At 68.1% G+C, this 25,795-nt stretch carries 26 protein-coding genes and 1 tRNA gene; 23 read left to right on the forward strand and 4 right to left on the reverse strand.

What is annotated here, in order from left to right; genetic code table 11:
• Positions 1–19 precede the first annotated feature (19 nt).
• The 15 genes from BMX37_RS10695 to BMX37_RS10765 all read left to right on the forward strand — a co-directional run bounded on the left by BMX37_RS10695 (position 20) and on the right by BMX37_RS10765 (position 12,607).
• A complete protein-coding gene (locus BMX37_RS10695) occupies positions 20–1,348 on the forward strand; it encodes a replication-associated recombination protein A (protein ID WP_093665988.1) in 1,329 nt (442 codons plus the stop codon).
• A gap of 57 nt (positions 1,349–1,405) precedes the next feature.
• Positions 1,406–2,290 (forward strand): hypothetical protein, encoded by an 885-nt coding sequence (locus tag BMX37_RS10700; protein ID WP_093665745.1) that lies wholly within the window; start codon positions 1,406–1,408, stop codon positions 2,288–2,290.
• Positions 2,291–2,307: 17 nt separating this feature from the next.
• A tRNA-Thr gene (locus BMX37_RS10705) sits at positions 2,308–2,383 on the forward strand.
• A gap of 72 nt (positions 2,384–2,455) precedes the next feature.
• Positions 2,456–3,151, forward strand: coding sequence for an endonuclease/exonuclease/phosphatase family protein (locus BMX37_RS10710; RefSeq protein WP_093665746.1), 696 nt, complete (start codon positions 2,456–2,458; stop codon positions 3,149–3,151).
• Positions 3,152–3,182: 31 nt separating this feature from the next.
• A complete protein-coding gene (locus BMX37_RS10715; protein ID WP_093665747.1) occupies positions 3,183–5,462 on the forward strand; it encodes a patatin-like protein in 2,280 nt (759 codons plus the stop codon).
• A gap of 98 nt (positions 5,463–5,560) precedes the next feature.
• Positions 5,561–5,941: a lipopolysaccharide assembly protein LapA domain-containing protein gene (locus tag BMX37_RS10720; RefSeq protein ID WP_093665748.1), complete on the forward strand. Its 381-nt coding sequence runs from the start codon at positions 5,561–5,563 to the stop codon at positions 5,939–5,941.
• The gene (pyrF, locus tag BMX37_RS10725; RefSeq protein WP_093665749.1) at positions 5,938–6,615 is read left to right on the forward strand and encodes an orotidine-5'-phosphate decarboxylase; all 678 of its coding nucleotides are present in this window, start codon (positions 5,938–5,940) and stop codon (positions 6,613–6,615) included. Before BMX37_RS10720 ends, pyrF begins: the two co-directional genes overlap by 4 nt.
• Before the next feature lie 42 nt (positions 6,616–6,657).
• Positions 6,658–6,888, forward strand: coding sequence for a hypothetical protein (locus tag BMX37_RS10730; RefSeq protein ID WP_093665750.1), 231 nt, complete (start codon positions 6,658–6,660; stop codon positions 6,886–6,888).
• 70 nt (positions 6,889–6,958) lie between these two features.
• Positions 6,959–7,597: a phosphoribosylanthranilate isomerase gene (locus BMX37_RS10735; RefSeq protein WP_093665751.1), complete on the forward strand. Its 639-nt coding sequence runs from the start codon at positions 6,959–6,961 to the stop codon at positions 7,595–7,597.
• Positions 7,594–8,856 (forward strand): tryptophan synthase subunit beta, encoded by a 1,263-nt coding sequence (gene trpB / locus BMX37_RS10740; RefSeq protein ID WP_093665752.1) that lies wholly within the window; start codon positions 7,594–7,596, stop codon positions 8,854–8,856. The genes BMX37_RS10735 and trpB overlap by 4 nt, the downstream gene beginning before the upstream one ends.
• Entirely contained in the window at positions 8,856–9,041 is a 186-nt protein-coding gene (locus tag BMX37_RS10745; protein ID WP_093665753.1) for a hypothetical protein, read from the forward strand. The genes trpB and BMX37_RS10745 overlap by 1 nt, the downstream gene beginning before the upstream one ends.
• Positions 9,038–9,829: a tryptophan synthase subunit alpha gene (trpA, locus tag BMX37_RS10750; protein WP_093665754.1), complete on the forward strand. Its 792-nt coding sequence runs from the start codon at positions 9,038–9,040 to the stop codon at positions 9,827–9,829. Before BMX37_RS10745 ends, trpA begins: the two co-directional genes overlap by 4 nt.
• Entirely contained in the window at positions 9,826–10,683 is an 858-nt protein-coding gene (accD, locus tag BMX37_RS10755) for an acetyl-CoA carboxylase, carboxyltransferase subunit beta (protein WP_093665755.1), read from the forward strand. Before trpA ends, accD begins: the two co-directional genes overlap by 4 nt.
• Positions 10,684–10,714: 31 nt before the next feature.
• Positions 10,715–12,031 carry a bifunctional folylpolyglutamate synthase/dihydrofolate synthase gene (locus BMX37_RS10760; protein WP_093665756.1) on the forward strand — a complete coding sequence of 439 codons (1,317 nt, stop codon included), beginning with the start codon at positions 10,715–10,717 and terminating at the stop codon, positions 12,029–12,031.
• 45 nt (positions 12,032–12,076) lie between these two features.
• Entirely contained in the window at positions 12,077–12,607 is a 531-nt protein-coding gene (locus BMX37_RS10765) for a DUF6628 family protein (RefSeq protein ID WP_342027858.1), read from the forward strand.
• Here BMX37_RS10765 and BMX37_RS10770 read toward each other — a convergent pair.
• Positions 12,600–13,943, reverse strand: coding sequence for an AmpG family muropeptide MFS transporter (locus tag BMX37_RS10770; protein WP_093665757.1), 1,344 nt, complete (start codon positions 13,941–13,943; stop codon positions 12,600–12,602). The two genes, BMX37_RS10765 and BMX37_RS10770, sit on opposite strands and share 8 nt — an antisense overlap.
• Before the next feature lie 78 nt (positions 13,944–14,021).
• Positions 14,022–14,453: a response regulator gene (locus BMX37_RS10775; protein WP_093665758.1), complete on the reverse strand. Its 432-nt coding sequence runs from the start codon at positions 14,451–14,453 to the stop codon at positions 14,022–14,024.
• A 130-nt stretch (positions 14,454–14,583) separates the two neighbouring features.
• Between BMX37_RS10775 and BMX37_RS10780 the strand changes: the two genes are divergently transcribed.
• The 7 genes from BMX37_RS10780 to BMX37_RS10805 all read left to right on the forward strand — a co-directional run bounded on the left by BMX37_RS10780 (position 14,584) and on the right by BMX37_RS10805 (position 21,393).
• On the forward strand, positions 14,584–16,116 hold the full coding sequence (locus tag BMX37_RS10780) for a pseudouridine synthase (protein WP_093665759.1): 1,533 nt from the start codon (positions 14,584–14,586) through the stop codon (positions 16,114–16,116).
• 3 nt (positions 16,117–16,119) lie between these two features.
• On the forward strand, positions 16,120–16,677 hold the full coding sequence (gene rsmD / locus BMX37_RS10785) for a 16S rRNA (guanine(966)-N(2))-methyltransferase RsmD (protein ID WP_093665760.1): 558 nt from the start codon (positions 16,120–16,122) through the stop codon (positions 16,675–16,677).
• A 208-nt stretch (positions 16,678–16,885) separates the two neighbouring features.
• Positions 16,886–19,201: an ATP-dependent helicase gene (locus tag BMX37_RS10790; RefSeq protein WP_093665761.1), complete on the forward strand. Its 2,316-nt coding sequence runs from the start codon at positions 16,886–16,888 to the stop codon at positions 19,199–19,201.
• 6 nt (positions 19,202–19,207) lie between these two features.
• Complete coding sequence (locus BMX37_RS18530; protein WP_139198075.1) at positions 19,208–19,486, forward strand: DUF4238 domain-containing protein; 279 nt, start codon at positions 19,208–19,210, stop codon at positions 19,484–19,486.
• Positions 19,483–19,848 (forward strand): DUF4238 domain-containing protein, encoded by a 366-nt coding sequence (locus BMX37_RS10795; RefSeq protein WP_170841938.1) that lies wholly within the window; start codon positions 19,483–19,485, stop codon positions 19,846–19,848. The genes BMX37_RS18530 and BMX37_RS10795 overlap by 4 nt, the downstream gene beginning before the upstream one ends.
• 409 nt (positions 19,849–20,257) lie before the next feature.
• On the forward strand, positions 20,258–20,695 hold the full coding sequence (locus BMX37_RS18535) for a hypothetical protein (protein ID WP_139198076.1): 438 nt from the start codon (positions 20,258–20,260) through the stop codon (positions 20,693–20,695).
• Between the two features lie 155 nt (positions 20,696–20,850).
• Entirely contained in the window at positions 20,851–21,393 is a 543-nt protein-coding gene (locus tag BMX37_RS10805) for a glycine zipper 2TM domain-containing protein (protein ID WP_093665764.1), read from the forward strand.
• Positions 21,394–21,438: 45 nt separating this feature from the next.
• Here BMX37_RS10805 and BMX37_RS10810 read toward each other — a convergent pair whose 3' ends face one another.
• The gene (locus BMX37_RS10810; RefSeq protein ID WP_093665765.1) at positions 21,439–21,771 is read right to left on the reverse strand and encodes a hypothetical protein; all 333 of its coding nucleotides are present in this window, start codon (positions 21,769–21,771) and stop codon (positions 21,439–21,441) included.
• Between the two features lie 364 nt (positions 21,772–22,135).
• On the reverse strand, positions 22,136–24,280 hold the full coding sequence (locus BMX37_RS10815; protein ID WP_093665766.1) for a prolyl oligopeptidase family serine peptidase: 2,145 nt from the start codon (positions 24,278–24,280) through the stop codon (positions 22,136–22,138).
• A 93-nt stretch (positions 24,281–24,373) separates the two neighbouring features.
• On the opposite strand from BMX37_RS10815, the gene BMX37_RS10820 reads away from it, so the two are divergent.
• Positions 24,374–25,777 carry an MFS transporter gene (locus BMX37_RS10820; RefSeq protein WP_093665990.1) on the forward strand — a complete coding sequence of 468 codons (1,404 nt, stop codon included), beginning with the start codon at positions 24,374–24,376 and terminating at the stop codon, positions 25,775–25,777.
• The last annotated feature ends 18 nt before the right edge of the window (positions 25,778–25,795 follow it).

Consider the following 25,795-nt stretch of genomic DNA (forward strand, 5'->3'; position numbering starts at 1 on the left):
GACCACCTACATGGCGCGCATGGCCGACCTGTTCTCCGACACGGATGCTCCCCCCGCCTCTCCGCCGCCAACCCGCGGGACCGACGCAGCACCGCTGGCCGACCGGCTGCGTCCCGCCGCGCTCGACCAGGTGATCGGCCAGGAGCATCTGACCGGACAGAGCGGCGCGATAGGACGGATGGTGGCCGCGGGTCGCCTTTCCTCGCTGATCCTGTGGGGACCGCCCGGCACAGGAAAGACGACCATCGCACGCCTGCTCGCCGACGCGGTCGGGCTGCGGTTTGCCGCCATCTCCGCCGTCTTCTCCGGCGTGGCGGACCTGAAGAAGGTCTTCGCCGAAGCCGAGGCGCATGCCCGCGCCGGCCGCCGCACCCTGTTGTTCGTGGACGAGATCCACCGCTTCAATCGCGCGCAACAGGACGGCTTCCTCCCGTTCGTCGAGAACGGCACGGTTGTGCTGGTCGGCGCGACCACGGAAAACCCGTCCTTCGAACTCAACGCCGCGCTGCTCAGCCGTGCTCAGGTGCTGGTGCTGGAGCGTCTCAGCGCCGCCGCACTGGACGAGTTGCTGACCCGCGCAGAGGCGATCGAGGAACGGCCCCTGCCCCTGACGACCGAAGCGCGCGACGCGCTGGTCGCGGCGGCCGATGGCGACGGGCGCTTCCTGCTCAATCAGGCGGAGACGCTGTTCGCGGTGAACCTGTCCGAACCACTGGACCCGGCGGGCCTGTCCGCGCTGCTGCAACGCCGGGTGGCGGTCTATGACAAGGACCGGGAGGGGCATTACGGCGTTATTTCCGCGCTGCACAAGTCGATCCGCGGCTCCGACCCGCAGGCCGCGCTTTATTACCTCGCCCGCATGCTGACCGCCGGGGAGGAACCGCTCTATGTCTTGCGTAGGCTGGCCCGCGCTGCGGTGGAGGATATCGGACTGGCCGATCCGCAGGCGCTGCAGATCTGCATGGCCGCAAAGGATGCCTACGACTTCCTCGGCTCTCCGGAAGGGGAACTCGCCATCGCGCAGGCGTGCGTATACCTCGCCACCGCACCCAAATCGAACGCCGTCTACACCGCGCAAAAGGCGGCCTGGGCGGTGGCCAAGGAAAGCGGATCGCTCAGCCCGCCCAAGCACATCCTGGGTGCCCCGACCCGGTTGATGCGCGACATGGGCTATGGCGCGGGCTACGCCTACGACCACGATGCGGAGGACGCGTTTTCCGGTGCGGACTACTGGCCGGACGCACTGCCGCCACAACGCTTCTACGAGCCAAGCGGACGTGGGTTCGAGAAGCGCATCGCCGAACGGCTGGCCTGGTGGGATGAGCGCCGCACAACCCGGCAGAGCTGACGCTGTGTCGGCCGAACATCTCCCATGCCTAGCATTGCGTCGCCTGCACACAGCCCGATGAGCCGGCCGCCCGACGCCGATCGCTTTGCGCATTTCGCAGCGATCGATTGGTCGGGTGCGGCCGGCGAGCGGCATGCGGGCATCGCGGTCGCCCTGTGTTCCAACGGCACCTCCGCGCCCCGGCTGGTGCGCCCGGGCCATCGCTGGTCGCGTCAGGAGTTGTTGCATTGGCTGTCCGATGACCTGCCGCCCGACACGATCGTCGGCATGGACCTTGGCATGTCGCTGCCTTTTGCGGACGTGGGTGCGTTCTTCCCCGGCTGGCCGGACAGCCCGCCAGACGCGCGCGCGTTGTGGGCGATGATCGACGCGCTGGCCGCGGACGACGCGCATCTGTCGGTCGGCAGCGTCGTCGATCATCCGGTGGTCAGCCGCTACTTCCGCCGCCATGGCGGACGGCTGGGCGATCGTTTCGGCACGGCACCGCGGGGCCGCTTCAGGCTGACGGAACTTGCCCAGGCGCGACACGGATGCCGGCCGTACAGCAACTTCAATCTGGTCGGCGCGGCACAGGTGGGGAAATCCAGCCTGACCGGCATGCGGGTGCTGCATCGGCTGGGGCGGCACCTGTCCGTCTGGCCCTTCGACCCGCTGCCCGCCACGGGTTCGGTGGTGCTGGAAATCTATACCACCATCGCCGCCATGGCTGCCGGCCGCTCTCCCGGCGCGTCGAAGATGCGCGATCATGCCGCCCTGAACGCCGCCTTGGCACAGTTGGGCAGCGCACCCGTCCCCGGTCACGGCGCCATCGCCGACCATGCAAGCGACGCACTGCTGACCGCGGCCTGGCTGCGCCGCGCCGCGACGGATACGGCCTTGTGGCAGCCGGAGGGACTCGCTTCGGTTCGCGAAACGGAGGGCTGGACCTTCGGCGCCCGCTGACGCATGGGGGCGAACGTGCCGGTTTAGCTCAGCTGGTAGAGCAGCGGTTTTGTAAACCGAAGGTCGCGGGTTCGATTCCTGCAACCGGCACCATGCTCCCCTTCCCCAGATGTCCCAGCGTCCTGGCGCGAAACCAGGGCGCGGGTCCGGGCGTTCCCCGGTTCGATGATAAAGGTCGCCAGTTACAACATGCGCAAGGGGATCGGTGCCGATCGCCGGCGCAATCCCGAACGTATCCTGGACGTGCTGGCGGAAATCGACGCCGATATCATCGCCTTGCAGGAGGCGGATCGCCGTTTCGGCGCGCGGGCAGGCGTGCTGCCGCTGCGGCTGCTGGAGGATCACAGCGACTGGAAGCCGGTCGGCTTTCGGATGCGTCCGGACAGCATGGGGTGGCACGGCAACGCCATCCTGATCCGCAAGTCGGCCAGCGTAGTGGACTGCTGCCCCATCCACCTGCCTGCGCTGGAACCGCGCGGTGCGGTGATGGCCGATGTGGACGCCGCCGGGCTGGCGATGCGGATCGTCGGCATGCACCTGGACCTGTCGGGCCTGTGGCGCCGGCGTCAGGCGGCGGCGGTGATGGCGCATGTCGCGGCACGTGCCGACACGCGCCCGACGGTGATGATGGGCGACCTGAACGACTGGACCGCCGCATCCGGCTGCCTGCGCGATTTCGGGCGGGACTATCGCTTCGCGGAAACGGGACCCAGCTTCCACGCCCGCCGTCCGATCGGACGTCTCGACCGGATCATGGTGTCGCAGGACCTCCGGATCGTGGATTGCGGCGTCCATGCCAGCGCGGCGGCGCGCAAGGCGTCGGATCACCTGCCGGTCTGGGCGACGATCGCGCCCAGATGATCCGCGACCCGCGAATGGGCCGCGCCGACTGATGCGCGACACGGAATTGCGGCTGGCGCTGGTCTGCTATGGCGGCATCAGCCTGGCCGTGTACATGCACGGCATCACGCGAGAGGTCTGGCACCTCGCCCGCGCCAGCCGCGCCTTCAACGCCGGGGAGGCGGCAGAGGGCGCAACCGAAGCGGTGTATCGCAACCTCCTGGAAGAAATGGAGGATCGCTCAGGCGCGCGCCTGCGCGTGCTGCCCGACATCATCGCGGGCGCCAGTGCGGGCGGCATCAACGGCATCTTCCTGGGCCAGGCGATCGCGACCGGCCAGTCGCTCGACCCCTTGACCGACCTGTGGCTGGCGTCCGCCGATATCGAGGCGCTGGTGGCCGCGGAGGCAGCACCTGCTTCGCGCTTCTCCAAGGCATGGGCGATGCCGCTCGCCTGGATGGCGGCCGGACGCGGTGGCGACCTGTCCGGACTGGACGAGGCCACGCAAGCGGAGGTGCGGGCGAAGCTGTCGCATTTCGTGCGATCCCGCTGGTTCGAGCCGCCCTTTAGTGGAGAAGCTCTTCTGACCCTGCTGCTCGACGCATTTGACGTCATGGCGTCGGGCCCGCGTGGGCCGCGCCTCTTGCCGCCCAGCCAGCCGCTCGACCTGTTCGTGACCGTCACCGATTTCACCGGCCATCCCGAACGGCTTTTGCTGAACTCCCCGGCCGAGGTGGTGGAGACCGAGCATCGCATCGTGATCGACTTCACCGATGGCGGGCACAGCGCGACCACGCTTGCGCACCCGGCGGAGCTGGCATTCGCCGCGCGCGCGACCTCCAGCTTTCCCGGCGCGTTCCCACCGTTCCGAGTCGGCGAACTGGATGCGGTGCTGCAGGCGCGAGGGGTCGGCTGGCCCGGCCGCCGTGCCTTCCTCCGCCGGGTGCTGCCCCGCCAGACCGCCGTCGGCAAGGCGGAGGAGGCGGCGATGATCGACGGGTCGGTGCTGGCGAACGCGCCGTTCGGCCCCGCCATCGACGCCCTGAAGGATCGCCCCGCCCGCCGGCCGGTCGACCGCCGCTTCGTCTTCATCGACCCCTCACCGGGTATGAAGTTCCGCCTGGGCGGCAGCGGCGCGACACCCGGCTTCTTCCAGACCATCCTGGGCGCGATCAGCGAACTGCCGCGCCAGCAACCGATACGCGACAATCTGGAGGCGATCGGCGTCCGCTCCGCCCGGGTCGCGCGGATGCGGGGCATCGTCGCCGCGATCCGGCCGGATGTGGAGGTGGAAATCGAACAGCTGTTCGGGCGCACGCTGTTCCTCGATCGGCCCACCCCCCGCCGCCTGCCCGCATGGCGGCGCCGCGCGCATGACCGCGCCGTCGCCCAATCGGGCTTCGGCCATGCCGCCTATGGCCAGCTCAAGCTCGTCCATGTGCTCGAGGGGATCGCGCGCCTGTTGCGGGCCCCGGGTGATCGCGGCGGCGGATCGCGCGCCGGCGAATTGCGCGCGGAGGTGGATCGGATCGCGGCGGAGCGTGGATGGCTGGATGTCGGCACCGGCCGAAAGGCAGGCGCTGCGACGGTCGACTTCCTGCGACGATACGACCTGGGCTACCGCATCCGCCGCCTGCGCCTGCTCGCCCGGCGCATATCCGATCTGGAGGGGGACGGCGGTGCTGCCGACGCGCTGGGCCCCATGCACGCCGCCGTCTACGCCGCGCTTGCCGACTATATCGATCGTCAGAACACGCGGGAGCCGGCACCCCATCGTCTCCGCGGGCAAGCGGGCAAGGACGTGGGCCAGCGGATCGACAGGCTGGGCGAACTGCTCGACCTGTCGCGGCTGGATGCGGAGACCGATATGCGCCTGAGCGAAGCGCTCGCGGCGATCGACCGCGTCCCACGCCGTTCGCTGCTGATGACCTATCTGGGCTTCCCGTTCTTCGACATCGCCACGCTTCCGCTGCTCCAGGGCGAGGGGCTGGACGAGTTCGACCCCGTTCGCGTCGACCGGATCGCGCCCGACGACGCGACCGCGATCCGCACCGGCGGGGCGGAGGCGACGTTGAAGGGAATCCGCTTCAACAGCTTCGGCGCGTTCTTCAGCCGCGCCTACCGCGAAAACGACTATCTGTGGGGGCGGCTGCACGGCGCCGACCGGTTGATCGACATCGCCGTATCCACCCTGCCGGACACGATCCGGATGAAGCTTGGTCGCGTGTCCGCCATCAAGCGTGCGGCGTTCCTCGCCATTCTGGACGAGGAGCGGGACCGACTGACCGCGATCCCCGCCTTGTTCGAGGACCTGCGCCGGGAAATCGGCTAACCGACCACGTCTGGACGCACACCGCGACCGCCCTGCCGCCCCTGTTCAAGCAGCCACCGGGCCGCTAACCCGGCGGACAATCGGTTGAAGGTGGGCGCATGCAGTTCCTGAAGATCCTGTTCTGGTGCCTGCTCGCGTTTGCCGCGGCACTGTTCACCTACGGCAACTGGAACACGGTTCCCGTGCACCTCTGGGCCGGCCTGATCGCAGACGTGAACCTGCCGCTGCTGTTGCTGGTGACGTTCCTGTGCGGATTGCTGCCGGCGCTCGCCTTTGGCCGGTGGCGGCGGTGGCGCCTTGGCCAGAGGCTGTCCCTGACGGAGCAGGAATTGGCCCAGGTGCGCCTGACCCTGGCGATGCCGGCTCCTACGGTGGCGAGACACGTGCCAGCCGTGCCGCTTGCACCGGCCGCGCCCGCGGATCATTCCGACCGGACGCCGCTGACACCCGATCTCGACGTTCCGCCGGAGCCCGCATGACATCGCCCCTCTTCGTCGCCGTCGACACGCCCGACCTCGACCGCGCGCGCGCGCTTGCCGATGCGGTGGCGCCTCATGTCGGCGGATTGAAGCTGGGGCTGGAATTCTTCTCCGCACACGGCGCGCCCGGCATCAGGGCGATGGCGGATGTCGGTCTGCCCATATTTCTCGACCTGAAGCTGCATGACATTCCCAACACCGTGGGCAAGGCGGTGGCCGCGCTGGCGCCGCTGTCCCCCGCGATCCTGACCGTGCACGCCGCCGGTGGCCGCGCGATGCTTGCGGCCGCGCGGGCAGCGGCACCCGCTTCCACCCGCATCGTCGCCGTCACGTTGCTCACCAGCCTGGACGCGGACGACCTGCCGACCATCGGGGTCGCGGGCGATGCGGCCGGACAGGTCGGGCGCCTGGCCGAGCTCTCGCGTCAGGCGGGCGTGGACGGCATCGTATGCTCCGGCGCGGAGGTCGCCGCCGCCCGTGCCGCGTGGCCGGATGGCTATTTCGTCGTACCCGGTCTGCGTCCCGCGGACGCCGCGTTGGGCGACCAGAAACGCGCGGTGACGCCGCGGGCCGCGCTGGATGCGGGCGCGTCGGTGCTGGTGGTCGGGCGGCCGATCACCGACGCTTCCGACCCGGCCGACGCGGCACGGGCGATCGCCGCCACGCTGGGCTGAGCGGCACGGCACCAGCCGGCATCCCGATCGTTGTGCGCTGCGATGATCGAAACGGGCAGGCAATTGGTGGAGGCGGTTCGGGCCGCCGCGGCAACGCACAACCAGACGTGGGAGGCGCTGGTCCCCGATCCCTTCACCATCAACCTGGCGGCCGAGGCGGATGAGGAACAGGCCTATGCCGCGATGACCCGGGCGAAGGCGGCGCTGCGCGATCATATATGTGAAGTATACGGGATCAGCGCACGCGAACTGAGCAGTCTGGCGCTGTCCTGAACCCTCCGGCGCGCCTCCCTCACCGGCTCGGCGCTTGACCCGGACCGACGGCATCGGCACCGCACCCGCCATGCCTGTCTCAACCAAGATCTGCGGCCTTTCCACCCCAGAGGCGCTGGGCGCCGCGATCGCGGGGGGTGCCAGCCATGTCGGTTTCGTCTTTTTTCCGCCTTCGCCCCGCCACCTATCCTTCGACCGCGCCGCCGCGCTGGCATCGCTGTTGCCCAGCCATGTGCGCGCGGTGGGAGTGTTCGTCGATCCCGATGACGACACGATCGGACAGGCGGTGACGACCGGGCGTCTCGACGCGGTCCAGCTCCACCGAACATCCCCCGACCGCACCGCCCATATCCGCCGCCTCTCCGCGCGAGAGACCTGGGCTGCGGTGGCAGTGAAGGCGCGCGCCGACCTGCACGCCGCGGGGCACTATGTCGGCGCGGCCGATCGCATCCTGTACGATGCCAAGACGCCGGATGGCGCGGCGCTGCCGGGTGGCATGGGCATGCGCTTTGACTGGGCCCTGCTCGACGGCTCTTCGCATCCCCTGCCATGGGTTCTGTCCGGTGGCCTCGACCCGAACAATGTGGGCGAGGCGATCCGCCGCACCGGTGCGCCGATCGTCGACGTATCATCCGGTGTCGAAAGCGCGCCCGGCGTCAAGGATGTGGACAAGATCGCCGCCTTCCTTCAGGCGGTTCGGCGATCATGAACTCCCTCGACACCTCCCCCGCACAGCCCACGGCGCGGCCCAACACCCTGCGCCAGCAACCCGACGCGCGCGGCCATTTCGGTCAGTTCGGCGGACGCTTCGTTGCCGAAACGCTGATGCCGCTGATCCTCGACCTGGAACGCGAGTATCGGGCCGCACAGGCCGATCCGGCTTTCCAGGCCGAATTCGACGACCTGCTCGAACATTATGTCGGCCGGCCCAGCCCGCTTTATTATGCCGAGCGCTTGACGGAGGCGCTGCGTGCGTCGGCGGAGCCGGGCATGGGCCCGCAGGTCTGGTTCAAGCGGGACGAGCTGAACCACACCGGCGCGCACAAGATCAACAACTGCATCGGCCAGATCCTGCTCGCCCGCCGCATGGGCAAGACGCGGATCATCGCGGAAACCGGTGCCGGCCAGCATGGTGTCGCCACCGCAACCGTGTGCGCCCGGTTCGGGCTGCCCTGCGTCATCTACATGGGCGCGCGCGATATTGAGCGGCAGCAGCCGAATGTGTTTCGCATGAAGCTGTTGGGTGCCGAAGTTCGCGCCGTATCTTCAGGCGCCGCGACGCTGAAGGATGCGATGAACGAGGGCCTGCGCGACTGGGTCGCGAACGTCCACGACACCTTCTACATCATCGGCACCGCCGCCGGCCCGCACCCCTATCCGGAACTGGTGCGCGATTTTCAAAGCGTGATCGGACGAGAGGCGCGGGCCCAGATGCTGGAGCGCACGGGGCGCCTGCCCGACGTGCTGGTCGCCGCGATCGGCGGCGGGTCCAACGCGATCGGCCTGTTCCACCCCTTCCTCGACGACGCCGATGTGGCGATGCTCGGCGTGGAAGCGGCGGGCGAGGGCCTGGACGCGAAGCATGCCGCCAGCCTGGCGGGTGGCTTTCCGGGCGTCCTGCACGGTAACAAGACCTATCTGCTCCAGGACGAGGACGGTCAGATCGCGGAGGCGCATTCGATCTCGGCCGGTCTGGATTATCCCGGCATCGGCCCGGAACACGCATGGCTGCGCGACATCGGCCGTGTCGAATACACCGCCGTCACCGACACGGAGGCACTGGACGCGTTCCAGTTGCTCTGCCGAACGGAGGGTATCATCCCAGCGCTGGAGCCCTCTCACGCCATCGCGGCAGTGGCCCGCAAGGCACGGGAAATGCGGCAGGATCAGGTGATCCTCGCGAATTTGTGCGGTCGCGGGGATAAGGACATCTTCACGGTCGCTCATGCCCTAGGCGTGGCGATCTGATGGTGGTTCTGCTTCGCACGGCCGAGTTCATCGGATTGAGGGCCATCGCCTATCTATCGGTGTCGTTGGCCGGAGGAGGTCTCGCACGCCGATCGCTACGCTGGCCGACCTTCCACACCGAATTCCGGATCTCCACGCTGATCGCCGCCTTTCTCGGCGCCTCCAACCAGGCGAAGCGCGCATGAGCCGGCTGTCTGCTGCTTTCGGCAACGACCGCGCCGCGCTGGTCGCGTTCGTCACGGCTGGCGATGGCGACACGCCCGCGATCCTCGACGCACTGGTCGCCGGCGGCGCCGACGTGATCGAACTGGGCATGCCGTTCACCGACCCGATGGCGGACGGCCCGGCGATCCAGGCCGCCAATATCCGCAGCCTCGCCGCCGGCACAACAACCGCCGATATCCTGTTGATCGCGAAGGGCTTTCGCGACCGGCACCCCCAGGTGCCGCTGGTACTGATGGGCTATGCCAATCCCATGTTGAGGCGGGGAGGCGGCTGGTTCGCCGAACAGGCCGCAGCCGCCGGAGTCGACGGCGTGATCTGCGTCGACATTCCGCCGGAGGAGGACGATCAGCTCGGCCCCGCGCTGCGTAGCGCCGGAATCGATCCCATCCGCCTCGCGACGCCGACCACCGATGCCGCCCGTCTGCCCCAGGTCCTGAATGGCGCGTCGGGGTTCATCTATTATGTCTCCGTCGCGGGCATCACCGGCCTGCAACAGGCGGCGCAGTCCTCGATCGAGGACGCGGTGGCGCGGCTGAAGGCAGCGACCGACATTCCGGTCGCGGTCGGCTTCGGCGTGCGCACGCCTGACCAGGCCGCCGCGATCGCGCGTGTGGCCGATGGCGTGGTCGTCGGCTCCGCCATTGTCGAGCTGGTCGCAGGGCACGGCCCCGATGCGCCGGCCGCCGTCCGCACCTATGTCACCAGCCTAGCGGATGCGATCGCGTCCGCCCGAAAGGAACCCGCATGAGCTGGCTCAACAGCGTCCGCAACGCCCTGTCCTTCGTCTCCAAGAAGCCGGCGAGCGAGGAGAATCTGTGGCACAAGTGCAAGGGCTGCGGACAGATGGTCTTTACCAAGGAATTGGAGGAGAACCTCTACGTTTGCCCCAAGTGCGACCATCATGAGCGCATCGGGCCACGCGTGCGCTTCGCGCAGCTGCTGGACGAGGGATCGTGCAACGAGCTGCCCTCGCCAAAGGTGCCCGAGGACCCGCTCAAGTTCCGCGACTCCAAGCGCTATGCCGACCGGCTGAAAAGCGCGCGTGCGGATCATGCCGACCGCGACGCGCTGGCGAATGCCCGCGGATCGATTCTGGGCAACCGCGTCGTCATGGGCGTGCAGGATTTCGCCTTCATGGGCGGCTCGATGGGCTTGGCCGTGGGCGAGGCGTTCGTGCGCGGCGTGGAGGCGGCGATCGCAGACGGCGTGCCCTATGTCATCTTCACCGCCGCCGGCGGCGCGCGTATGCAGGAGGGCATTCTCAGCCTGATGCAGATGCCGCGCACCACTGTCGCGATCGAGATGCTGCACGATGCCGGCCTGCCCTATATCGTCGTGATGACGGACCCGACTACCGGCGGCGTCACCGCCAGCTATGCGATGCTGGGCGATGTCCAGATCGCGGAGCCCAACGCCCTGATCGGCTTCGCAGGCCAGCGCGTCATCGAACAGACCATTCGCGAAAAGCTGCCCGAGGGGTTCCAGCGGTCCGAATATCTGCTCGACCACGGCATGCTCGACATGGTGGTCCATCGCCGCGACCTGCGCGAACGGCTTGCGAGCGTCATCGGCTATCTGACCCAGTCCAAGGCGGCTGCCTGACGCCAGGGCGACGAACGCGGAGACAGGGATCATGCCCGACCATGCCCGTTCGTCGGACCCGGCCGTCCAGACGCAGCTAGACCGCCTCGCCAGCCTGTCGCCCGGCGCCGACGTGTTGGGCCTGGACCGTATCGCGCGGCTGTTGTCGCGGCTGGGCGACCCGCACCTCGCCATGCCGCCGGTGTTCCATGTCGCCGGCACTAATGGAAAGGGGTCGACCTGCGCGTTCCTGCGCGCCGCGATCGAGGCGACCGGGCGGTCGGTGCACGTTTATTCCAGCCCGCATCTGGTGCGCTTCAACGAGCGTATTCGACTGGCCGGCAGCCTGATCGACGACGCCGCGCTGGCGTCTTTGCTTGCGGAGGTGCTGGACGTCGCGGATGGCATAGAGCCGAGCTTTTTCGAAGCGACGACCGCCGCCGCCTTTCTCGCCTTCGCCCGCACCCCCGCCGCCGCGACGATCGTGGAGGTCGGGCTGGGCGGCCGGCTCGACGCGACCAACCTGGTTCGCCCCGCCGTGTGCGGCATCGCCGCGCTCGGTTACGACCACCAGCAGTTCCTGGGTGATCGGCTGGTCGACATCGCGGGTGAAAAGGCGGGCATCGCCAAGGCCGGCGTGCCTCTAGTCACCATGGACTATCCGGCACCCGTTCGCGCCCGCATCGCGGCGGTTGCGGACGCGGCGGGCGCTCCCGTCTTTGCACGCGGCACCGCATGGTCGAGCGAAAGCCTGCGCGGCAGCATCCGCTACGTCGATTCCGGCTTCAGCATCGTCACGCACCGGCCCCGGCTGGTAGGGACGCACCAATCGCGCAATCTGGCGCTCGCGATCGCAATGTTGCGGCATCAGGGCGCCGTCAACGTGCCGGAGGCGGCGATCCGCGCCGCCGCCGATTGGGCGACCTGGCCCGCGCGGATGCAGCGGCTGGGCGATGGCCCTCTCACCGCGCTGTTGCCGGCCGGCAGCGAGGCGTGGCTGGACGGCGCGCATAACCCTTCCGCCGCCGCGCCCGTGGCGCGTGCGCTCCGCTCGATCGCACATGGGCGGCCCGTGACGCTGGTGATCGGCATGCTCGCCAACAAGGATGCGGGCGAGGTGCTGCGCCTGCTCGCCCCCACCGCCACCCGCCTGCTCGCGGTGCCGGTGCCGGGTCACGATCATCACGCGCCGGCCGCCTTGGCGAAGCTGGCCCAGTCCTTTGGTATTCCGGCCGACACGGCGCCGGATGTCGCGGGCGCGCTGGGCCGCATCTCGGCTGCCGGATCGGCGCCACAGGTCGTGCTGATCGCGGGCTCGCTGTACCTCGCTGGCACCGTGCTGGACGCGAATGGTGAAGCGCCCGACTGACACGTCCAATTGCGATTGACTATCAATAGCGGGTGAGAGAGGATCATGGCGAACGGAGTCGCCACCATGTCCAGCACGCCCAAATTCGACCTGCCGCCCTCCTCGTCCCGGCTGCCCTCCGGCGAACCATCAATGCCTCAACCGGCGTTGCCGCCCGCTTTGCAGGCACATGCCGCGATGCTGCCGCACCTGCTGCCGATGTGCGCGAATGCACGGATCGCGCTGTTCGCGATCCGCCGCATGGGCGCCCATGGGCTGGCGGATGCCAATGCCGCGCACGCCATGTTTGCCGCGTTCGGGCTACACTTCCGCCGACCGCTGGTGCTGATGCGCGCGCTGATGGCGGAGATCGCGGGCAACGCGGTCAGCACTGTGTCCATCGCGCCCTGCTGCTGCCCGCGCATGACCGCGGCCGAATCGACCTTGCTCGACGTCCTCGCCGCCGCCGAGACGCGGCCCGATCAGGCGCGTCTGCTGCTGGAGGACCTGTTGGCGGTGCGACAGGCGGACGGCTTGCTCGCGACGGCCGCCGCAGTCGCGGCCAGCTTCGCCGATGGGGGACGCCCGATCAGCTGACCGCGTCGCCTACGGATACGCCATCGTCGCGCCCGGCGCTGCCGATCGAGCGGTCGACCAGGCCGGTGCGCCCCATCCACCAGAACAGTGCGACGCCCGGCAGCGCGGCGATCGTGGTCAGCCAATAGAAGTCGACATATCCGAACCGCTCCACCAGCGCGCCGGCGGTGGTCGCGGTCAGCAGGCGCCCCACCACGCTCGACCCGGCGGAGATCAGCGCATATTGCGCGGCGGTGAAGCGCAGATCGCACAGCGCCGCGAAATAGGCGATCACCGTGACGCCGCCGATGCCGCTCGCGATGTTCTCGAACCCGATCGCGCCGGCCAGCCCCGCATTGCTGTGCCCCGACGCCGCGAGCAGTGCGAAGCTCGCGTTGGACACCGCCATGAGGACCAGGCTGAGCAGCACCGACCGCTTCAATCCCATGCGCGCATACATCACGCCACCGATGAAGATGCCGATCAGATACGCCCAGAAGCCGACGCCGACGTCATAGAGCGCGATCTCGTCATTGGAGAAACCCAGGTCGTTCAGCAGCAGCCGCAGCACGATCTGACCCAGCGTGTCGCCAATCTTGTGGATCAGGATGAAGAGCAGTACCACCAGTGCCCCCTCGCGGCGGAAGAACTCCACGAAAGGCCCGACGATGGAGGCGACCAGCTCGCCCACGCCGCGCCTGGCACTCGGCTCCCGATGCCGCTCCGGCTCGCCCAGCAACAGGCCAGTCAGCATCGCCGGCAGCGCGAACACCACGCACGCCGCATAGCCCGCCGCCCAGCCGGACCGTGCCGCGACGACCAGCGCCAGGCTGCCGGCCAGCACCGACCCGATGCGCCAGCCATATTGCGTCATGCCGGACCCGACGCCCAGCTGGTACGGCTTCAGCGTCTCGATCCGATACGCGTCGATGACGATGTCGTAGGTCGCGCCTGCAAACCCCACCAGCAGCGCGGCGACGACGGTCGCGGACAGGCTGGCGCGCGGATCGACAAAGGCCAGGTTCAACACCGCCGCTATCACCAGCACCCCGGCCAGCAACAGCCACGACACCCGCTGCCCCATACCACCCAGCAGGGGAAGGCGCACGCCATCCACCATCCACGCCCACAGCGGCTTCAGGTTGTACACCAGGAAACCGAGCGTGAACGCCGTCACCGTCTTCTTGTCGATGCCGTCCTGCGCCAGTCGCGTCGTCAGCGTCGCGCCTATCATCGCATAGGGAAAACCCGACGAGACGCCGAGCGCGAAGGCGGCGAGCGGCTCGCGTTCCACATAGGGGCGCACCCCGGCGATCCAGCCCCGATCCGTGCCCGTATGCATGTCGTCGTCCGTCATCCGATCACCCTAGAGCATGGGCGGGCGGAATTTGCATCACCCATCGATGCGGGACGTCGACGCGCCACCGGGTCCGGGTCAGGCGGGGCGGTCGAACAACCGGAAACCGCTGGGCTGCTTCTTCACCGGCTTGCCCTCGCGTCGCGCCTCGATCGCGGCGATCGCTTGCAGCAGGTCGCGTTGGGCATAGGGTTTGCTCAGGCAGCCATCCGCCACGTCGTTCGCCTCCACCGGGCAGTTGCCGGTGACGAACAGCACGCCAATGCCGCGCCCATGCGCCGCGCGCGCCACATCGACGCCCGATCCATCCGCCAGCGCGATGTCGACCAGCACCAGGTCGATCGGCGCGCCCGCCTCGATCACGCTCAGCGCATCCGCGACCCGGTCGACGGTCGCGACGACCTCGTACTTCGCCTCCGACAGGAAATGCTCGTTGTCGAACGCGATCAGCGGCTCGTCCTCGACGAGCAGCAGGCGAACGATCGCGCGGGCCTTGCGTCCGAACAGCATGAGGTGGAATCTACTCCCCGAACCCTGACCGGCGCCAGCATGGCGCTTTGCCGTGTCGCTTGCACCCGCGAATCGTGTGTGCGGTTCCAAATCACTTCGCCCCCGCTTCGTTCCCCGCTATGGCGCGGTGATGACAGCCGGACGCAAACAGGACCACTCCACCGCCGACGATCGCCGGGGGGAGCGGATCGCGAAACTGCTGGCCCGCGCCGGCGTCGCTTCCCGCCGGGAAGTGGAGCGCATGATCGCGGAGGGGCGCGTCGCCCGGAACGGCACTGTCGTGGACACGCCCAACACCGTGCTGCCCTCGCTGACCGGGGTCACGGTGGACGGCCAACCGGTCGCCGCGCCGGAGGCGGCGCGTCTGTTCCTGTTCCACAAGCCCGTGAGCCTGCTGGTGACGGAACGTGATCCGGCCGGGCGGCCGACCATCTACGACCGCCTGCCCGCCGACCTGCCGCGCGTGGTACCCGTCGGTCGCCTCGACCTCAATACCGAAGGGCTGCTGCTCCTCACCACCGACGGCGAGTTGAAGCGTCAGCTGGAACTGCCCGCGACCGGGGTGGAGCGCACCTATCGCGCCCGCGCTTATGGTCCCGTCACGCAGGCCCAGCTGGAGGAGCTGATCGACGGGATCGAGATAGAGGGCGTCCGCTACGGATCGATCGACGCCAATCTGGAACGCCGCACCGGCGCCAACGTGTGGATCGAGATGACTTTGGCGGAGGGCAAGAACCGCGAAGTGCGGCGGGTTCTGGAACATCTGGGACTGCAGGTCGGGCGGCTGATCCGCACCCGCTACGGCCCGTTCCTGCTCGGCGACCTGCAACCCGGAGAGATCGGGGAGGTGCGGCAGAACGACCTGGTCTCCTTCCGCCAGGCGCTGGCCGGAAAGCGCCATCGCCAGACTGAGCCGATCGCGCCGGTGCCCATCCGTCAATCGCGGCGTGACGCTGAAGACGCCTCGGACGAACCGTCCGCCACCGCGCGCGCTGCCGGCGATCGTCCGACATCACGCCCGCGCCCCGACGAGCCCCGCCGGCCGCGCGCCGCCGCTGGCGTCAACCGGCCGGACCACACAGCCCGATCCGACGCACCCACCCGGCCGTTTCAACAGCGCCCCGCCGGGTCGGGCCGCCCGAGCAGCGCCGCTCCCGATCGCCGCTTCGACCAGGGAGAGGCCGCGCCCGCACGCGGCGACCGCGTCAGGGCACGCGCCACATCGTCGCGCAGCGATGACCGAACGGACGCCCGTACCCAGCCCAACGGGCGACGGCCGGGCCGCTTCGGCGACGAGCGCGACACGCGCGCAGACGCCGGCGAGCGCCAAAACCGCACCCGCGGCACGACGGGTCGCGGCGCCGCCGGCCGAGGGTCCGCTGGCCTTGACCTAGACACGCCGAGAGGCAGCCGCGACGATGCGCGCCGCCCCTTCCCGACCCGCGACGCCCACTCCAGCGATAACCGCTCGCGCGCCGCGGCCCGACCTGACACCCGCGCGGATCGCCCTCGCGACGCCGCCCGTCCCGGCACCCGCAATCGCTCCACGCCAAGAAACGGCTCGCCCGACGCGCGCCCACCACGCCCCTCATCGGGCGGATCGCCGGCAGGCGGACGCGGCGGCCCGAAACCGCCACGCGGCAACAAGCCGCGGACGCGCTGACCGATGCGGGTCATCGCAGGACAATGGCGCGGCCGCCCGCTGGTCGCGCCAAAGGGTGACGCCACCCGCCCCACCGCCGACCGGACGCGGGAGGCACTGTTCTCCATGCTCGCCAGCCGGCTGGGCAGCTTGGACGGACTGGCCGTGGCGGATCTGTTCGCAGGCTCCGGCGCGCTGGGGATCGAGGCCCTGTCGCGTGGCGCGGCGACGTGCCTGTTCGTCGAACAGGATCGTGACGCGCTCGACGCGCTTAAGGGTAATCTCGCCAAGCTGGGAACGCGCGCCGACGTGCGGGCGGGCTCGGTCATGGCGCTCGGCCCCGCGCGGGCGCCGCTCGACCTCATCATGATGGACCCGCCCTACGGCACCGGCGCGGGCATGGTGGCGCTGGACAAGCTGTCGCGCCTGGGCTGGACCGGCCCCGCCACCTGGGTCAGCATCGAAACCGCGCGGGACGAGGTGGTCGAAGTGGCCGGCTTCACCGTCGATGCGGAACGGGTCCACGGCAAGGCGCGCCTGACCCTGCTGCGCCCCGCCGCACCGGAGGGACAGCCGGGCTGACATTTTTTCTTCGCGGCCACCCGACACTGACACACACCTGTTACATCTTGCGCCTAGAGACGGCTGGGGCCGCCGCTCTCCCCCCCTGTTACGGCGGCTCGGCGCTTTTTCAGCGCTTCCCCGAACTACGGGGCGGTCCATCCGACCGCCCCGCCTTTTCGCCGACAGACGGTTGCCCGTCCGGCCGCTGTTCCCTACCTGTTCGTGTGTGACCGACACCGCCCCCACTCCGCTTGCAGAGCCCCCCTATCTGAAGGGCCTGAACCCGCCGCAGCGAGAGGCGGTGTTGACCACGGAGGGTCCCGTTCTGATGCTGGCCGGGGCCGGCACCGGAAAGACGGCGGCGCTGACCGCCCGCCTCGCCCACCTGCTCTACACCCGTCGCGCCTGGCCGTCGGAAATCCTGGCCGTCACCTTCACCAACAAGGCCGCCCGGGAGATGAAGGAGCGTGTCGGCCGGCTGGTCGGCGACGCGGTGGAGGGCATGCCCTGGCTCGGCACCTTTCACGCGATCGGGGCGAAGATGCTGCGCCGCCATGCCGAGTTGGTCGGGCTGCAATCCAACTTCACCATCCTCGACACCGACGACCAGCTGCGCCTGTTGAAACAGCTGATCGTAGCCGCCGACCTGGATGAGAAGCGGTTCCCCGCGCGGGCGCTCGCCGGCCTGATCGACGAATGGAAGAACAAGGGGCTGACCCCGGCCGACATCGATGCCGGCGAGAGCGAGCGCTACGCCAACGGGCGTGGCGGCGAGCTGTACGAGCAATATCAGGCGCGGCTGAAGGCGGTAAACGCCTGCGACTTCGGCGACCTGCTGCTGCACACGCTGACCGTGCTGCGCACGCATCGCGACGTGCTGGAGCAGTATCAGAACCGCTTCAAATACATCATGGTGGACGAGTATCAGGACACCAACTCGGTCCAGTATCTGTGGCTGCGCCTGCTCGCCCAGGCGCGCCGCAACATCGCGTGCGTCGGCGACGACGACCAGTCGATCTACTCGTGGCGCGGCGCGCAGGTGGAAAATATCCTTCGCTTTGAGAAGGACTTCCCCGGCGCCGCTGTCATCAAGCTGGAACAGAATTACCGCTCCACCCCACATATCCTTGGTGCGGCCGGCGGGGTCATCGCCAACAACAGCGGCCGGTTGGGCAAGCAGTTGTGGACCGAACTCGACGTGGGCGAAAAGGTGCGCGTCGTCGGCGTCTGGGACGGGCCAGAGGAGGCGCGCCGTGTCGGCGACGAAATCGACTCCTGCCGCCGCGCGGGCAAGTCGCTGGACGATGTCGCGATCCTTGTCCGCGCCTCGCACCAGACGCGTGAATTCGAGGATCGCTTCATCGCGATCGGCATGCCGTACAAGATCGTCGGCGGCTTCCGCTTCTACGAACGCGCGGAAATCCGCGACGCGCTCGCCTATCTGCGGGTCGTCAATCAACCCGCGGACGACCTCGCCTTCGAACGCATCGTCAACGTGCCGAAGCGCGGACTGGGCGACAAGGCGCTGGCGAAGCTGCACCAGCTCGCCCGCCGCACAGGCGCGCCGCTGACACATGCCGCCGCCCGCATCCTCGACACGGACGAACTGACGCCGCAGGCCCGCCGGGCGCTGGGCAATCTGGTCGGCGACATCGCCCGCTGGCGCGACATGGCGCGCGAGCTGCCCCACCCCGAACTTGCCCGCCAGCTGCTCGACGAAAGCGGCTACACCGCGATGTGGCAGGCCGAAAAGTCGGCTGAGGCCGCGGGTCGGCTGGAGAACCTGTCCGAACTCGTCCGCGCGATGGAGGAATATGAGTCGCTCGGCGCGTTCCTGGAACACGTGTCGCTGGTCATGGACAAGGAGGGCGCCGCGCAGGACCCACAGGTGACGATCATGACCATCCATGCCGCCAAGGGTCTGGAATTCGACACCGTGTTCCTGGCCGGGTGGGAGGAAGGGCTGTTCCCCTCGCAACGCGCATTGGATGAGGGCGGGACGCGCAGCCTGGAGGAGGAACGCCGCCTCGCCTATGTCGCGATCACCCGCGCCCGGCGGCTGGCGGTGATCCTGCACGCCGCGAACCGCCGCATCTATGGCCAGTGGACCAGCTCCATCCCCAGTCGCTTCGTCAACGAACTGCCGGCCGAGCATATCGACAGTGAGACGACCATGTCCGGCGGCGCCAGCTTGTGGCAGGCGAACTGGTCCGAACGCGCCGACCCGTTCGCGGATGTCGGCCGCGGCACGGGACGCGGACCCGGCTGGCAACGCGCTGCCGGTACGCTGGATTCGGGCAAGCCGGGTGGCGACTGGAAAAGCCGCACCTTCTCCGCCGCCCCCACCCGCATCGTCGAAAGCCGCGCCCCCTCCGTCAGCATCGGCAACAAGGGGCGCGACGACCTGTCCGTCGGCATGCGCGTGTTCCACCAGAAGTTCGGCTATGGCGACATCGCGCAGATCGAGGGCAACAAGCTGGAGATCGATTTCGAACAGGCCGGGCGAAAGCGGGTGATGGACAGCTTCGTGACGCTGGGGTGACGAGGGTTGGCGAAGGGAAAGAAGCGTCATCACTTCGTTCCCGCCGCCCATCTGCGACGCTTTGCCGATGCCCGCGGCATGCTGGCGATCAGCCGAAAGGATACGCCGGAAACCGTCACCTTCTCTCGACCTGAAGAAGCCGCCTTTCGCCGGTTCTATTACGCGCAGCCGTTGCCAGACGGCTCGATGGACACGGATGCTCTCGAAATCTGTTTTCGACGCTGGAAATTGAGCGGCCGGCCATCGCCGCGTTGCTGGGATCGCGGCAGCCTGCCAATCAGGTGATCGCCGACTTGTTCACCTTCATCTGCCTTCAGCGCGCTCGCGTACCAGCGTTTCGGGACGCGATCGAACAGGCGATGGAAAAGTTCGTCAGAAGAAATTTCGAGAATCTGCGCGCGGTCGGCGGTCTGCCGCCACCGCCACCCGGCTTTCCCGACCTGGCGGAGCAAGTTCAGTTCGCCATCGACCCCCATCAGTCCATCGATGCCATGTCGCAACTGCTGCCCAGGGTTGGCGCGGTCATCGGGCGTCTGGGGTATCAGGTGCTGCATAACGCGACGGACGTGGAACTGATCACCAGCGACAATCCGACATGCTATTACGAGCCCGCCGATAATGGTGACCCGGTGGTGCCATACCCGTAGAGGCAGGGCCGCGCACGGAACTGCTTTTCCCCGTCACACCGCGCGTAATCCTCTGCGGCTGCACGACTGATCTTCGGCGCTACCGAAATCGGGGTTTGAAACACCTCACGATCAGGAATCCGGATCGCATTCGCCGTTACAACCGGATCATTGCCCGATTGGCCTCGGACGCGATTATCTCACGCCAACCGCTGCCGTCCCGCTTCCTGCAAAGGTTCGCCGTCGATGCACCGGTCGTCGACCCCTGAGTTCCCGGGCTTCGATCCCGATCATCTTCGACTGCCGCTCTATGTCTTCGGCCAAAGGCGCAAGTTGCTGAAATATACCTGTTAGATGGAAACATCACGGGCGAAAGGTTTCGCAGAAATCATCCTGTCCTACACGCCGGCGGAGCGTCATAGGCTTCGCGATGAGCCACCGGTCCGAACCATCACCGCACTCGCCCGCTGCATCATCGCCGGGGGACGATCCACTTACCGCCATTCCCTTTACCCCCGTCGCGACCAGCGGTCGGCGCGATGGCTGGACTCCAGAGCGACAGCATCGCTTCATCGCGGCGCTGTCGGTCATGGGTGTGGTCGCACGGGCGGCGAAGGCAGTCGGGATGAGTGCGGCGGCCGCATACCGGCTGCGCGCGCGGGAGGATGCGGAGGATTTCGCGATCGCCTGGGACATGGCGATCGATCGCGGTCGTGACCGGGCTTATGTGATCGCGGTCGATCGGGCGATGAACGGCGTCACGACCCCCATCTTCTTCAAGGGTCGTCAGATCGGTACCCGGCATCATTACGACAACCGCTTGTTGATGGCCGCGCTGTCGGCGCCGACCCCACCCCTGCCCCGCTGACGATGGCTTCCAAGATCATGCGTTGCCGACAACTTCGACAACTTCGCCGGTGCACTGGGGGGGGGGCGATAGGCCCGTTCAGGAACCATATTCCCGACCGGCCGTATCGCAAACCACGCGGGTCCATGCGGGACCCGACATGAGGGACTCTTTCGATGCTGACCCGTCTCATCACCGCCGGCGTACTTGCCGCCTCCGCGATCGCGCTCACGGCTCCCGTCACCGCGCAGACCACCGCCGACCAGCGCCGCTTCGACGACGCGCAGGCGCGGTTCGACCGCGAATACGATCTCTACCGCCAGGAAGTGGATCGGTACCGCGCGGCGCGCTCATCCGGCTATCGCCCCGGCGCGTATGACGATCGCGGCGGCTATCGCCAGGCGCCCGACACCTATGCCGGCGACGACCAGTACGATCCGAACTACGATCCCTCGCGCTACTACCGGGTCGGCCCGAATTATCGTGAGCGGGCGCTGGCGACCAACGATCGCGTCTATGCCGGTCAGGACGGCCGCTATTACTGCCGCCGCTCCGACGGTACCACCGGCCTGATCGTCGGCGGCGCGGCGGGCGGTATCTTGGGCAATGTGATCGATGGCGGGCACAGCCGTACCGTCGGCACGCTGCTGGGCGGGGCGGTCGGCGCGCTGGCCGGCAAGTCGATCGACCAGAACCAGTCGGAAATCCGCTGTCGCTGATTTCGAGGGGGCGTGCGGAGCGGTGCTCCGCGCGCCCAACGCGCTTCAGATCGCCATCAGCGTCACGCCGACATATTTCTCGTCGGCGGACTGAAACAGTTCGCTGGGTATGAAGCGCCGGGCCGTCAGGCGTAGCGGCTGAAGGCCGGCGAGCTTGAATGTACCCATCTTGACCTCGCGCGGCGGCTTGCCGTCCCGTTCCAGGGTCACGGCGTCCAGGTACAGCTCGCCGTGCCGGGTGTAGAGGATGTGAGGGGCCAGCGTGACCTCACCGCGGTTGTACGTGGCGGCGATGGCAAGCTGCTTCACGATCGCTTCGAAAACGATCGGCGTGGTCTCGGGGGCGGGCGCTGGGCGGGCGCTCTGGTCGTCACTCATGTGCGCCTCCTAGCCCGCAATGCTGCGACGCAGCAAGGTCGCATGACCCGCCCCCGTGGTTAGTGCGAAGTGCTCAGTGCCAGAAGATCAGCAGCAGGATGATGACCGGCAGCGGAATACCCAGCAGCCAGAACAGAATACCCTTGCCCATCTTTTCGCTCCCTTGCAGCGGTTATCGATGGCGGCACAACCCGCACCGACGCCGTTCCGTTCCGGAAGCGAAACTCACGCCAGCGCCGCCGTTCGCTGGAGGGGCGAACGGGATGCCGTTCTCAGGAGGCGCTCAGCAACGTCCGCGCAATATCCGGACCGCTTCAGGATGGGCGGGGGCTGATCGTCGCCCTCGCCCACTCCTGATCCCGGACTACTTCGCTGCCTGCACCGCTCCGCCGACCGGCTGGTCGATCAATTTCTGGCTGAAATAGGTCATCTGCAACGCGGCGAGTTTCGCTCCCTGTGCGATGTCGGCGTCGCCCGAATGACCGCCGGCGGTGTCCTCGTAGAACAGATACGGCAGACCATATTCCTTCATCCGCGCCGCGAACTTGCGCGCATGTTGCGGCCCGACCCGGTCGTCCTTGGTCGTCGTCCAGATATACGGCTCCGGATAGGCAACGCCCCGCTTCAGGTTCTGGTATGGCGAGATCTTCTCCAGAAATGCCTTCTCCTCGGGCACTGTGACCGAGCCATATTCATCGACCCACGATGCTCCCGCCGCGATGTGTTCGTACCGGATCATGTCAAGCAACGGCACGCCAATGGACACCGCGCGCCACAGGTCGGGATGCTGGTTGAACTCCACCCCCATCAACAGGCCGCCGTTCGACCCGCCATAGATGCCAAGCCGCGCCGGGCTGGTCAGCTTGCGCGCCGACAGGTCGCGCGCCACGGCGGCGAAATCGTCATAGATGATCTGCCGCTTGGTCTTGCGACCGGCCTCGTGCCACGCCGGCCCGAACTCGCCTCCGCCCCGGATGTTCGCGAGCACGAAGCTGCCGCCCTGCTCGATCCAGATCTTGCCGGTGGACCCCAGATAGGTGGGCGTGCGCGACAGTTCGAAGCCGCCATAGGCGGTCATGATCGTCGGCGTGGAGCCGTCCAGCTTCACGTCGCGGCGGTGGACGATGAAATACGGGATACGCGTGCCGTCGGTCGATGTGGCCTCGAACTGTTCGACCACCGCATTCGACGCGTCGAACTTGGGGGGCAGCGAGCGTACCTTTTCGACGCGCGCGTCGGCGGCATCCAGCGTCCACAAAGACGTCGGATCGAGAAAGCCGTTGACGGTCAGGAACGCCTTGTCGGATCGATCGGTGCTGCTCGCCACCGCGATCGACGCATTGTCCGGCAGCGCCACCTGTCGCGAGGTCCAGCCGCCGGCTCCGTGACTGAACACCAGCGCACGGCCGCGCACATTGTCCAGCGTCTCGACGATCAGCCGGTTGCGGGTCACCGCCACCTGCTCGACCGACTGGCGCTTGTTGGGTGCGAACACCAGCGTGGGTTGGCCACGTCCCGCGACGAAGTCGGCCAGTGGCATGGCCGCGACCGCACCCTCGGGAATGGCCCCCCATGGCTCGCTCGTCTGGAACACGACCTGTCCATCCATCAGGCCGGCGATGCTCGTCCTCTGCGGCAGGGTGGTCGGCTTCACGCCGGTCGGCGTCCAGATCAGCTTGTCGCTGCCGAAGAACGTCCGTCCGCGCGTGATATAGACAAGCCGGTTGCCCTGAGCGTCCGTGATCAGGTTGGCACCGGTGCTGACCTGATCGCCCGGCGCACCGCGAAATACCTCCACCGCCTGCGCCAAAGGCTGACCACGCTTCACGATCTTCACCACGAAGGGATAGCCGGACTGGGTCAGCGTACCCTGCCCCCAGTCGCGCGCCACCAACAGCGTGTCGCGGTCGATCCAGGTCGCATCCTGCTTGGAGGTCGGCAGGACAAAGCCGTTCGGCACGAACTGCCCGTTTTCCAGGTCGAACTCGCGATAGGTGACGGCATCCTCGCCCCCCTCGGACAGCGCGATCAGGCACAGCCGCTCATCCGGCTGGAGGGCAGAGATGCCCTTGAACACCCATGTCTTGCCCTCCGCCTTGCCGAGCGCATCGATGTCCAGCGCGGTTGTCCAGTTCGGCTGAGGTGCCGCGTACCCCGCCTCCGTCGTCCAGCGGAAGATGCCGTGCGGGTGCGCCTGATCGCGCCAGAAATTGTAGATACGCCCATAAAGCTGGTTCGGCATCGGGATGCGATCCTTCGCCGACGCGATGTCCAGCGCCTGGCGGTAATAGGTAGCGTAGCGCGAATCGTTCTGCAGCCGTGGCAGGGTGCGCGCATTCTCCGCCTCCACCCAGGCGAGCGGCTTCGCGCCATCCTTGTCCTCAAGCCACACATACGGATCGTCGGTCGTGTTCGTCATGCGCGCGGTTTGCGCGACGGCAGGCGGAGCCGCAAGGGCAACCGGAGCGGCAAGGGCCGCGCCGGCAAGAAGCAGGTCGTGCAAACGCATGGACTGGAACTCCCCGAATATCTGCCGATGCTTCTGCCGTCCGCCGCGCGCGAGAACAATGCATCCTTTCGCCCACTTCCGACTTTCACCCGGATGACCGACGGCCTGCCCCTCCCCCGCCGCTATCTCGCCATCGCAGCCCTGTGCTTCGGGACCGCGCTGGTCATCATCGATGGCGGCGTGGCCAATGTCGCGCTGCCGACGATCGCGCACGACCTGGGAGTCGAGTCCAGCGCCGTCGTCTCGATCGTCACCATCTACCAGCTCACATTGGTCATGCTGCTGCTGCCCTTCGCCGGTCTGGGGGAACGCATCGGGCTGAAGCGGATGTATCAGGTTGGGCAGCTGATCTTCACGATCGCGACGCTGTTGTGCTTTTTCGCCAAGAGCCTGCCGTTTCTGTTGGTGGTGCGCACGGCACAGGCGGTGGGTGCGGCCGGGGCGCTTTCGGTCGCGTCCGCACTTATCCGCTCGACCTATCCGACCAGCCAACTGGGCCGGGGACTCGGCATCAACTCCGTCATCGTCGCAAGCTCCGCCGCGGCGGCGCCGACGATCGGTGGGCTGGTGCTGGCTATCGCGCCGTGGCCGTGGGTCTTCGCAAGCGCGATCCCGTTCGCCGTTGCTTCGCTGGTGCTCGGGCGCGCGCTGCCCGACGTTCCCGCAGGTCAGGCGCGGTTCGATACACTGGCGGCGGTGATGTGCGCCGCGATGTTCGGGCTGGTCATCGGCGGCGCGGAGAGCGCGGTGCACGGCGACAGCCCGGTCGTGTCGGCGGCGATCGTGCTGTGCGGCGTGGCGGTCGGATGGATCTACATCCGCCGCGAAAAGACCATCAGCAACCCGATCCTCCCGGTCGACCTGTTGGAGCGCCCGGTGATCGCATTGTCCGCCGTGGGTGCGTTCGCCGCGTTCGTCGCGTCCATGACGCTGCTGCTGTCGACGCCCTTTCGATTGACCCATCAGTTCGGGTTTTCCGCGGCGGAGGTGGGTGCCGCCATCGCGCCGTGGCCGTTGACCAACATGCTCGTCGCGCCGCTCGCGGGTTGGCTATCGGACCGGGTACCTGCGGGGCTGTTGGGCGGTATCGGCATGGCGATCTCGATCGTCGCCCTGCTGCTTCTTGCGGCACTGCCGGCAGATCCGGGCTATTTCGATATTGCCTGGCGCATGGCGCTGTGTGGGTCAGGGTTCGGGACGTTCCTGCCGCCTAACGCGCGGCTTATCATCGGATCGGCGGCGGTCGGGCGCGCGGCAGCGGCGGGAGGGCTGGTCGGCACGGTGCGCCTGGTCGGGCAGACGACGGGCGCAACGCTGGTCGCGGCGCTGCTGGCGCTCGGCGTCGGATCCGGTTCCACGCCGGCACTCGTCGCCGCGGGTCTGGCGCTGGTCGCTGGGCTGTGCAGCCTTGCCCGCCTGCGCCCCTCCATCCGCAACCCGGCTGAGGTGGAAACCCGGGCGGAGGTTACGACGCTGAAGACACCGCGGCTCGGCTGATGGGGCGGCGCCTAGTTG

Origin of the sequence: Sphingomonas gellani (genome assembly GCF_900110035.1) — a bacterium.
Classification (GTDB): domain Bacteria; phylum Pseudomonadota; class Alphaproteobacteria; order Sphingomonadales; family Sphingomonadaceae; genus Sphingomonas; species Sphingomonas gellani.